The organism is uncultured Campylobacter sp. (assembly GCF_938045225.1).
GTDB lineage: Bacteria > Campylobacterota > Campylobacteria > Campylobacterales > Campylobacteraceae > Campylobacter_A.
The window spans coordinates 1-8,018 of sequence record NZ_CALINL010000287.1; the positions used below are offsets into that span (position 1 = coordinate 1).

Genomic DNA, 8,018 nt, shown 5'->3' on the forward strand with positions numbered 1-8,018 from the left:
ATAGTTTCCTTATCTATACCGTGCTTTCTTATATACTCAAACGCCTCTTCATAATCTCCGTCGGTATATTTTGCGACCTCTTCGATAAGTTCGAAAAGCTCTTCATCGTCAAGCGATTCAAAATTGCCTCGGTTTTCCAAAACCTCTAGCAAAACCGCTTCAAGCTCTAGCTCGTCGTACGTCATGGCTTCCCTTTTAAAATTTTTGCGGAATTATGCCAAAATAACCTTTATAACCGCTTAGCCAAAATCTCTATTTTTTGAGAATTGGTCTTAAATTTATCGCATTATCAGCTTTTTTCACTATAATAAAAAGTAATTTTAATCGGCTGAAACGGCGGCAAAATGCACACTTTTGATAAATTTTATATGAAATTTTTAGAGCTTTTACGGGATTACGGATATAAAAATTCCGCAGCAAAAGAGCAAATTTTAAAAATTTTATTTTCCAGCGACGAGCATCTTAGCGCAAGCGAGATACAAACTAAGATCAAAAGCGAATTTAGGCGAAACGTGAGTCTCACGGCTATCTATCAGTTTTTAAATTTTTTGCAGGATTTCGGGCTGGTTTTGAGCTTTGAAGAGAACGGGATAAATAGATTTGAGCTAAATTTAAAGTCGCATCACGACCATCTAATCTGCATAAAATGCGGCACAGCGGAGAGTTTTTTCGATAAATATGTAGAAGAAAAACAAGAGCAAATTTGTAAAAACTCAGGCTTTAAACTCGAAGGTCATGCGATGATTTTATACGGAATTTGTCCAAAGTGCCAAAACAAATAGCCTATTTTGCGCCTCTTTATCAAAAATGATTTGATAACGATATGCAAAAAAGTTTCAGTTAAATTTAAGCGTAGTAAATAGATAATACGCCAAAAAACAAAGGAGAAACATGAGCGCAGCACCACATATACCATCGGAGTTAGTCTTACGCATAGCTTCGTATTTTACGCCGATCCACCACGTCGCAGGCCGCCTAAGAGTCCGCGTCAGCAGCGATATCAAAAAAGAAGCGGACAGCTTGCCGTTAGAAAAAATCGATCAAACGATCAAGCAAATAGACGGCATAAAAAACGTCAAATTTAACAAGCTAATCGGCTCCGCAACGATCGAATACGACCATGAAATTTTCCCGAAAAAGATGTGGGACGATCTACTAAAAGGAGAAAATTTGCACGAAATTTCAGCCCTCATCAATAATCTAGCCCAAAAAGCTACCGGCGGCGCAAGATGAACGAGGAGCTAAAGCAAGCCGCAAATGCGGTGTTTTTACTAGAGTCGCAGGGCATTAAATTTTACGAAAACGTCTGCAAAAAAGATGAAATTTTTGATCAAATTTTAGCGGTTAGACGAAGCGGACTGGAGCTTTTAAAATCCTACGCAGACCCTGCCGATCCGCAAGTTTTTTGCGCTTTAGCGTGCGAGGATCTTGACGCTTGCTTTATAAAAGCCCTAAACTACGAGCTTGAGTTAAACGCGTTTTATGAAAATTTGACCGACAGCATAAGCGATGAAAATTTTAAAGACATTTGCTTTAGGCTCTGGGCTACGTCAAATAATGAATACATCCCGGCTCTCAAAGCAAAACTGGCTCAAATTTTAGCCGCGCAGTTTCAAGGCACAGGTGACACCAATCAAGAGGAACAAGCGCAAACGGCTCAAAATCCGAGCGACAATATCTTAAACGCTTTTGATTCGGATAGCTTTAAACAAATCAGTCAAACGCTAGAGCGCATAGGCTCTGGGCAAGGCAGCAAAGAGGACGCTATCGCGCTTTTAAACAATCCGAATTTTTCATTTTTCGGCGGTTTGGCGCTTGGCGGACTAGCCAGCATGATGCTCAGTAAAAATTTAGACAAAAACAAAGATAAAGAATAAAATTTAACACAAAGGATAAAAAATGGCATTACCGTTTATCGCAGGAGCAATCTTAGGAGGTTTAGCCGTCGCGGCTTTTAACAACAAAGACAAAATCAAATCAACCCTTGAAAGCGGACTAGATAAAGGCAAAGAGTTTGCCGAAAACGCAAAAGAATTTGCCGAGAAAAAAATAGGCGAAGCAAAAGAGTACGCCGAGAAAAAATTTGCTAAAACAAGCGAAGAGGCGACCGAAACAAAAAAACGCACAAGACGCACTAGCGCCGAAGTAGCCGCAGAGAAATCTGAAAAAGAAGCCGAGAAAACAAAAGCTAAGAAAAAAAGAGCTCCAAGAGCTAAAAAAGCTCCGGCAAAAGCGGCTACACAAACCGAAATTTTAGCCGAAGATATCGCAAACGCGCTTGAACCGAATTTAGAAAAATAATAAAGGTATAGAATGAATTTAACATCAACAACCAGACTCCCAGTAGATCATATGATAAGCGGCGCGCTAATCGGCGCGATAGCAGCGGGCGGCGTAGAAATACTAAACTATAAAAAAGGCAAGGTCAGCAAGACGCAGGCCGTAGCTAAAACGACTAAAATCGCTATCCAAGGCGGTATCGTCACGGCGTGCGCTATCAGCGCATCAAACAAACTAGTCTCGGCGCGCTATCTTGCGGCTGCGGCAACCGTTGCCGTCGGTATCGCAGGCGTAGTTGCGACAGAGAAACTAATCAAAAATTTAGAGGAAAGTAAATGAAAAACCCATACATCAATCAAACTCAAACAGTAAATCAGCTAAACGACGACGGCAGCACGACGACTACGACGACTACGGTAAAGACTACCGGCGCGCCAAGCGCGTTTGACCGCGGCATAAACGACGCGCTAAAAGACTTTGTCCCGGCAAATTTTAACGCGGCAGGCTTTATAAAAGGTGCGCTCATAGGCGGCGTCGTGGCATACGTGCTAACAAACGAAAACGCGCAAAAAGCGCTATTTTCAGCTATCGCAAAAGGATCAAATTTGCTTCAAGCAGGATTTGAAGAACTAAAAGAGCGATTTGAAGATGTAAAGGCCGAAATTGACTCCCAAAAATAACGTTCGCATCGCGCACCTGACTAAAAACCGCGTGCGCTTCGTCTGCGAACGCATCGGCGAGGACTGCGACGAGAGCCGCTTGGAGGCTCAAATTTCGGAGTTTAGATACGCAAAAAACGTCAGGGTAAACAAAAAAGCAAAAAGTATCATCGTCGGCTTTGACTCAAATTTAAACGAAATCAAAGAGTTCATCGAAAATTTGCCGATCGCAAATTTTAACAAGCGCAAAAATAGCCCGAGCAAGGCTGAAATTTACAAAGCGGCAACGGCTCTAGCCATCACCCCTCTTATAAGTAGCAACGGCGTAAAAGCTATGGCTAGCCTGATAGCCGCCGCTCCGCTGCTAAAAGAAGGCGCAAGCGAAGCCGTAAACGAAGGCATAACCTCAAAAGTACTCGAAGCCACCGCAGTAGGCGTGAGCCTGGCTAGACGCGACTTTTTAGCAGCAAATAGCACAAATCTCATGCTAACCATCGGCGAATACATGGAAGAAAGCGCCGTACACCGCAGCGACGACCTCATCAAAGAGCTGGCCCGCCCGAACATCGAAGAAGTCTGGATCGAGATAAATGATCACGGTAAAAAATCTCTCAAAAAAATCGCGACCGTAGACGTCAAAATAGGCGACATCGTAGTCGTCGGCACAGGCGAAAGCATCGGCATCGACGGCTACATCGTCGAAGGCACCGCAAGCGTAAATCAAGTCTCGATGACCGGCGAAGCAGAACCTGTCAAAAAAGAGCGCGGCGACCGCGTGATGAGCGGAACGGTAGTCGAGGACGGACGCATAAAAATCTGGGCCGAGAGCATAGCCGCCGAGAGCGCAACCGCGAGGATAAAATCCTACATCCAAAGCTCGCTAAACGAAAAATCGGCCGTCGGACTAAAAGCCACGAAGCTAGCCGACAAACTAGTGCCCGTGACGTTAAGTCTAGCCGGCGTTTCGTATCTGCTTAGCCGAGACATGACTCGCGTAGCTAGCGTCTTGCAGGCGGACTACTCCTGCGCGCTAAAGCTAGCCACGCCCGTCGCCTTTAAATCAAGCATCTCAAAAGCCGGCCGCAACGGCGTGCTGATAAAGGGCGCCAAAGCTATCGAGGCGCTAGCGAGCGCCGATACTTTCGTCTTTGACAAAACTGGCACGCTAACGCACGGTAGCCTAAGCGTCGTGAAAGTTCACTCGTTTAAAAAAGAATTTACTGAAGCACAGCTCTTAAATTTGACCGCAAGCGCTGAGGAGCACTACTTCCACCCGGTAGCCGAGGCCATCGTAAAGGCCGCTAGAGAGATAGGCTTTCACCACATCCATCACGACGAGGTCGAGTTTATCGTCGCTCACGGCGTCAAAACATACGTAGGCGGCAAAGAGGTCGTGATCGGCTCAAGACACTTTTTAGAGGACGACGAGCAAATTTCATTTAGCAAACACGAAGAAATCATAAAAAGCGAAGTAGACAGCGGACTCACGCTACTTTACGTAGGCTACGACAAAGAGCTCTTAGGCGTCATCGCTATGTGCGACACCATGCGAGAAAATGCTGCGCAGACGCTAGCAAAGCTACGAAAACTAGGCGTAAAAGAGCTGATAATGCTAACGGGCGACGTACAGTCTAAAGCCGATCAGGTAGCAAGCGAGCTAGGTATCGATAGAGTCTATGCAAACTGCCTACCTACCGATAAAGCAGGCATCATCGAGCAGCTAAAAGCCGAAGGTAAAAAAGTAGCCTTCGTCGGAGACGGCATCAACGACGCGCCAAGCCTCACCAAAGCGCACGTAGGCATCAGCATGCAAAAGGGCGCCGACATCGCAAAAGCAACCGCCGACATCAGCCTACTAAAAGACGACATCGGCTCGGTCGCCGTCGCAAAAGACGTCGCAAATAAAACTATGAGGCTGATAAATACGAATTTTAACGCTACCGTCGGCATAAACTCCCTCATCTTAGCAGGCGCGACGTTTGGGCTCTTTAACCCTATCGCCACGGCCGTTTTGCACAACGGTACGACGATCGGACTGCTGGCAAATTCGATGAAAGGCGTCAAGATAGGCGCGAAGTAAATTTGAAGGAATGACGGTTGATAGATAAAATTTTAAAATTTATGAACGACGAGATGTCGCTAGCCAACGACTTTTTATACGGCTATTTTTTGGTTATCGTGCTCGTTCTTACCGGTATTTATTTTAGCTATATTACTAGATTCGTGCAGTTTAGGATGTTTTTCGAGGCTTGCAAAGTCTTAGTCGAGAAAAAGGACAAATACAACAAGCACCATCTCACGCCCTTTCAAGCGCTTATGATCTCTACCGCCTCGCGCGTAGGCATCGGAAATATCGCCGGCATCTCCGCCGCTATCGTAGCTGGCGGACCGGGCGCGCTATTTTGGATGTGCTTGATGGCATTTTTGGGCGCGGCTTCGGCATTTGCCGAGAGTACGCTGGCTCAAATTTACAAGACCAAAGACGTATTCGGCTTTAAGGGCGGCCCGGCATACTACATCAAAAACGGCCTAGGCATCAAGTGGATGGCAAGCCTTTTTGCCGTCATTCTCATCATCACGTACGCGTACGGATTTAACGGCCTACAAAGCTACACCATGACCTCCGCCTTTCAAATTTACTACGACCAAAGCGCAAGCGCTACGAGCTTTAGCGATAGCGGCTTTCCCGTGGGTATCGGCCTCATCCTAACGGCATTTGCGGCGGTGATGTTTTTTAGCAAGAGCCACGTCATCGGCAAGGTCAGCTCCTATATCGTGCCTTTTATGGCGCTTGCCTATATCCTGCTAGCCTTTATCGCGATCTGCTTAAATTTAGACAAGCTACCGGCCGTCTTTGATATGACCATGAAAAGCGCCTTTGATTTTAAGGCGATATTCGGCGGATTTGCCGGTAGCGTGATCGTCTACGGTATCAAGCGCGGACTGTTTTCAAACGAAGCGGGCATGGGTTCTGCGCCAAACGCAGCCGCGGCGGCTCACACGAGCCACCCCGTAAAGCAAGGACTCGTGCAAGCGATGGCGGTTTTTATAGATATGACGATCTGCGTGGCTTCCGGCATGATAGTGCTTTTCTCGCAGGCCTATATCACAAAGCAAACGGGTGCCGGCGGCGAGCCGCTCACTGCGCTTCCTTTGGTGCAGGCCGCGATGCGCGAGTACTACGGCGAGATAGGCCTTCACTTTACGACGCTTGCGGTGGTGCTTTTTGCCATCACCTCGCTGATCGGCAACTACTACTACGCGCAGGCAAATATCAAATACCTTACCAAAAATCACAAAATCGCCCTAGCCTTTAAGATAACGGCGGTCGCGATGATATTCGTCGGAGCGCAGATGAATCTAACTATCGCTTGGAATATCGCCGATATCACGATGGCGGCGATGGCTACGATAAATATCGCGGCGATCTTTATGCTATCAAAAGTCATGATAAAAGCCCTAAAAGACTACGAATCGCAAAGAAAAGCGGGGCTAAATCCGGAATTTGACCCTGAGAGCATAGGCATCGCAAACACAACTTGCTGGAGAAAAAAATGAACATAAGCGGACAACTTTTAAATTTACAAACCCATAGAAAAGTCGCAAAAATCGGCATGAGCGTCACTTTAGCGGCTGTTTGCGTTACGGCTTTGGGAATGCTCGGACGTAACAAAGGCGGCTTTAAAAAGTGGCACGTAGCCTCAGGCGTCGCGTTTATAGGTTTTTCGCTCTACCACGCCGGACTCTACGAAAACGGCATTTTTAGAAACATGATCGTAAACGCAAATAAGAAAAACGCCGAGGCAAAAAGGCTAGCAAGCGATGATCAAGATAAGTGACGCAGAAATTTTAGCCTACATCGGCGAAGACCTGCCCTACCTTGATCTTACAACCTCGCTTCAAGGCATCCGTAAAAACGCCGTCTTAACCATACTGCCGCGCGAGGACGTGACGGTTAGCTGCGTAGACGTAGCGGCGGGGCGCGTTTGCTAGACTGCGAGGCGCAAATTTGCGTCCCAAACTCCGCCGTCGTAGCCGCAAAAGAGCCGATCGTAAAAATCAGCGGTAGCTACGATAATGTGCACAAAGCCTGGAAACTAGCTCAAATTTGCCTAGAATACGCCTGCAAGATTGCCACCTACGCAAGAGCGATGAATGAGACCGCCAAAAGCATAAATCCAAAATGCGAAATCCTAGCCACGCGCAAGAGCTTCCCATTTGCTAAGAAATTTTGCCTAAAAGCCGTGCTTGAGGGCGGCTGCGGCGTGCATAGGCTAAATTTGAGCGATAGCGTGCTGTTTTTTAAAAATCACATCAAGGCTTATGGCTCGTATGAGGAGTTTTTGGGTCAAATTTCAACCTTTAAAGCAAAAGCTCCCGAGCGCAAAATCGCCGTCGAATGCGAAAATTTAGACGACTGCGAAGCGCTTTTAAAGGCTGGCGCCGACGTCGTGCAGTGCGATAAATTTACGTCGGGGGCGGTAAAGCAAGCAGTAGACTTGCGAGATAAAATCGCTCCAAACGCAGCCCTAGTCGCAAGCGGCGGGATAAATCTAAAAAACGTCCGAGAATTTGCTAGCGCCGGCACGGACGCGCTCGTTACGTCAGCTATGTACACGCAAGGCATGGCAGATATCACCACGGTTTTAGAGATAGTATAATTTACAAATTTGACAGACTCTTTGGCGCGTCAAATTTGCACTTGAGTTTAACGTATAGCTATCTCAAGCTTTCTCATTTTCTATCCTTTCTAAAGAACTCAACTATCATTTTTTGATTACACTTTTCTATCGAGGTAGTTTCATTTTTATTGCATAGCCAAAACGAACCGCCGGATTCCGGACCCAAAGCGTTAGTTAAAGCTTGGATTAGCCAAGAGTGATAAGACTCGTAGATGTATGTATTGTCTGCTAGTATTTTGCTCGTATTTCTGTCTTTTATTAGTCCGCCGTAGTTAAATCCCATGCCTATTACCTTATCAAACATAGTTTTTATATCGGGCTTTTGTTCTATGACGGCATACGGATATTTTATTACGAGTTCGGCAGACGCTATCTCATTTTCGGAGATTTCCTTACG

Annotated in this window: 12 protein-coding genes and 1 pseudogene; 11 read left to right on the forward strand and 2 right to left on the reverse strand. The window is 46.2% G+C overall.

Going from position 1 to position 8,018, the window contains the following annotated elements; translation table 11 throughout:
- Nucleotides 1-185, reverse strand: a 185-nt coding sequence (locus tag Q0200_RS10450) for a hypothetical protein (protein ID WP_297940984.1), incomplete at its 3' end; no start/stop codon positions are given.
- Nucleotides 186-344: 159 nt separating this feature from the next.
- Between Q0200_RS10450 and Q0200_RS10455 the strand changes: the two genes are divergently transcribed.
- The 11 genes from Q0200_RS10455 to Q0200_RS10505 all read left to right on the forward strand — a co-directional run bounded on the left by Q0200_RS10455 (nt 345) and on the right by Q0200_RS10505 (nt 7,600).
- Nucleotides 345-782 (forward strand): Fur family transcriptional regulator, encoded by a 438-nt coding sequence (locus Q0200_RS10455; protein WP_297940986.1) that lies wholly within the window; start codon nt 345-347, stop codon nt 780-782.
- 109 nt (nt 783-891) lie between these two features.
- Complete coding sequence (locus Q0200_RS10460; protein ID WP_297940988.1) at nt 892-1,233, forward strand: HMA2 domain-containing protein; 342 nt, start codon at nt 892-894, stop codon at nt 1,231-1,233.
- Nucleotides 1,230-1,877, forward strand: coding sequence for an aminotransferase (locus Q0200_RS10465; RefSeq protein WP_297940990.1), 648 nt, complete (start codon nt 1,230-1,232; stop codon nt 1,875-1,877). The genes Q0200_RS10460 and Q0200_RS10465 overlap by 4 nt, the downstream gene beginning before the upstream one ends.
- Before the next feature lie 22 nt (nt 1,878-1,899).
- Entirely contained in the window at nt 1,900-2,301 is a 402-nt protein-coding gene (locus Q0200_RS10470; RefSeq protein ID WP_297940991.1) for a hypothetical protein, read from the forward strand.
- A 12-nt stretch (nt 2,302-2,313) separates the two neighbouring features.
- Nucleotides 2,314-2,619, forward strand: a complete 306-nt coding sequence (locus tag Q0200_RS10475) for a Cys/Met metabolism pyridoxal-phosphate-dependent enzyme (RefSeq protein ID WP_231679322.1) — start codon at nt 2,314-2,316, stop codon at nt 2,617-2,619.
- Nucleotides 2,616-2,960, forward strand: a complete 345-nt coding sequence (locus Q0200_RS10480; protein ID WP_002946910.1) for a hypothetical protein — start codon at nt 2,616-2,618, stop codon at nt 2,958-2,960. Before Q0200_RS10475 ends, Q0200_RS10480 begins: the two co-directional genes overlap by 4 nt.
- The gene (locus Q0200_RS10485) at nt 2,944-5,019 is read left to right on the forward strand and encodes a heavy metal translocating P-type ATPase (protein WP_297940993.1); all 2,076 of its coding nucleotides are present in this window, start codon (nt 2,944-2,946) and stop codon (nt 5,017-5,019) included. Before Q0200_RS10480 ends, Q0200_RS10485 begins: the two co-directional genes overlap by 17 nt.
- 41 nt (nt 5,020-5,060) lie before the next feature.
- A complete protein-coding gene (locus tag Q0200_RS10490; RefSeq protein ID WP_297940998.1) occupies nt 5,061-6,497 on the forward strand; it encodes an alanine/glycine:cation symporter family protein in 1,437 nt (478 codons plus the stop codon).
- Nucleotides 6,494-6,778 (forward strand): helicase, encoded by a 285-nt coding sequence (locus tag Q0200_RS10495; RefSeq protein WP_297940995.1) that lies wholly within the window; start codon nt 6,494-6,496, stop codon nt 6,776-6,778. Before Q0200_RS10490 ends, Q0200_RS10495 begins: the two co-directional genes overlap by 4 nt.
- Nucleotides 6,762-6,932: a hypothetical protein gene (locus Q0200_RS10500; RefSeq protein ID WP_297940996.1), complete on the forward strand. Its 171-nt coding sequence runs from the start codon at nt 6,762-6,764 to the stop codon at nt 6,930-6,932. Before Q0200_RS10495 ends, Q0200_RS10500 begins: the two co-directional genes overlap by 17 nt.
- Entirely contained in the window at nt 6,926-7,600 is a 675-nt protein-coding gene (locus Q0200_RS10505) for a ModD protein (protein WP_297940997.1), read from the forward strand. The genes Q0200_RS10500 and Q0200_RS10505 overlap by 7 nt, the downstream gene beginning before the upstream one ends.
- Nucleotides 7,601-7,673: 73 nt before the next feature.
- Here Q0200_RS10505 and Q0200_RS10510 read toward each other — a convergent pair.
- Nucleotides 7,674-8,018 (reverse strand): annotated as a pseudogene (locus Q0200_RS10510) (hypothetical protein); the annotation flags it as partial.

Bases quoted from the DNA above. Each gene is read 5' to 3' on its own strand.
- Q0200_RS10490 (WP_297940998.1), top strand. From the start codon at position 5,061: ATGAACGACGAGATGTCGCTAGCCAACGACTTTTTATACGGCTATTTT.
- Q0200_RS10475 (WP_231679322.1), top strand. From the start codon at position 2,314: ATGAATTTAACATCAACAACCAGACTCCCAGTAGATCATATGATAAGC.
- Q0200_RS10460 (WP_297940988.1), top strand. From the start codon at position 892: ATGAGCGCAGCACCACATATACCATCGGAGTTAGTCTTACGCATAGCT.
- Q0200_RS10465 (WP_297940990.1), top strand. From the start codon at position 1,230: ATGAACGAGGAGCTAAAGCAAGCCGCAAATGCGGTGTTTTTACTAGAG.
- Q0200_RS10500 (WP_297940996.1), top strand. From the start codon at position 6,762: ATGATCAAGATAAGTGACGCAGAAATTTTAGCCTACATCGGCGAAGAC.
- Q0200_RS10470 (WP_297940991.1), top strand. From the start codon at position 1,900: ATGGCATTACCGTTTATCGCAGGAGCAATCTTAGGAGGTTTAGCCGTC.
- Q0200_RS10455 (WP_297940986.1), top strand. From the start codon at position 345: ATGCACACTTTTGATAAATTTTATATGAAATTTTTAGAGCTTTTACGG.
- Q0200_RS10480 (WP_002946910.1), top strand. From the start codon at position 2,616: ATGAAAAACCCATACATCAATCAAACTCAAACAGTAAATCAGCTAAAC.
- Q0200_RS10495 (WP_297940995.1), top strand. From the start codon at position 6,494: ATGAACATAAGCGGACAACTTTTAAATTTACAAACCCATAGAAAAGTC.